Here is a 1365-nt window from a genome sequence, read left to right as displayed (position 1 = left end):
CATTAATATAGCTCCATCTGTTCATAAGAACAGCCCAAACTATTATCAGGGATATATTGGCTCAAATTAACTCTATTATTTACACAATAAGTTAATTAGTGTAAATATAATTTATACACATCTGTCAAATAGCATCTATTAGATGTTGAAATCATGGTTCTGCAACCAGATCTCGAGCACCAGTAAACCCCAGACATGATAGAAGCTCATACCGTCAAACTGGTTATCCAGCAACACCCGCAACCGCTCAGGAGCGATAAACTGATGCAGGCAGAGCTGACCTGATGAGGCCTGCTGACGTAGTTGCATAATCGCACTCTGCTTGGCCTGTTGATTGAACGGATCTATGCTGAAACCCTTTTTCGGCCTGTCGATCCATTCCGCTGGCAAGTAGCGTTTGGCTAATTGGCGCAACAGGACCTTACCCTGTCCTTGTGCAATCAGCTCTGATGGTGCCAAACCAGCAGCAAACTGAGCAACTTCGGTAGACAGGTAAGGGGTTCGACACTCAAGGCTATGCAGCATGCTCATTCGATCTACCTTAGCCAACACCAACGGCAGGTAATTGGCGATATCGGCCTCACGTAGGCGATTAAGATACGGACGGCTGTCCATATCGATACGCCGACGCCATGCCATTAAATGATCACCAGTACCGGACGGTATGCGCCCGAACAACTGTTCCAGCTGGCGATCGGCATACAACAGGATACGACCAGAGTAGTACTCCCGCCCAAGATGCCAGCTACGCGCCTGCATCTGTTGCTCCCTGCCCTCGGCTGCGGCCAGTGTCTGCAGGTAACGGCCATAACCGCCAAACAACTCATCCCCCCCGTCTCCCGTGATCGCGACTGTGACCTGCTGACGAGCAAGCTGAGAGACCATATAGGTCGGTACACAGGAGGTATCGGCATTGGGCTCATCCATGCGCCGAGCCAGATAACCGACCTGTTCCACAAAAGCCTCTGGATGCAGCAACTGCTCAGAGTGCTCGGTTCCGAGGAAATCGGCAAAGGCCCGAGCCTCCTCATGTTCGCTCTCCGGCGCGTCTGTAAAACCGATGGAAAAGGTCCGTATCGGTCGTTGCAGACGACGGGTTATCAAGGCCACCGCCGTCGAGGAGTCGACACCACCGGAGAGAAAAGCCCCCACCGGCACATCGGCGACCAAGCGGCGCGATAACGAACGCAACAACAGCTCCTCAAGCTGGTCAACCTGCTCCTCCAGCGGGCGTGACGGCATGTGGTCACCGGCACAGATGAAGTGGAAGTAACGCTCTGCCTGTGAGACCTCCCCTGTCACGGCACGCATCAGGTGCCCCGGCAGCAACTTTCTGGCGTGTTGATACAGGGTACGCTCTCCGAC

1 protein-coding gene is annotated in these 1365 nt (G+C 53.3%); it reads right to left on the bottom strand.

The annotated features are described in order from the left end of the window. Positions 1-138: 138 nt before the first annotated feature. The coding region (locus LD28_RS0100050; protein WP_033134995.1) for an asparagine synthetase B family protein at positions 139-1365 on the bottom strand (1227 nt) is incomplete at its 5' end.

Origin of the sequence: Aeromonas finlandensis (assembly GCF_000764645.1) — a bacterium.
GTDB classification, from domain to species: domain Bacteria; phylum Pseudomonadota; class Gammaproteobacteria; order Enterobacterales; family Aeromonadaceae; genus Aeromonas; species Aeromonas finlandensis.
This window is presented reverse-complemented; position numbering and strand designations above follow the sequence as displayed.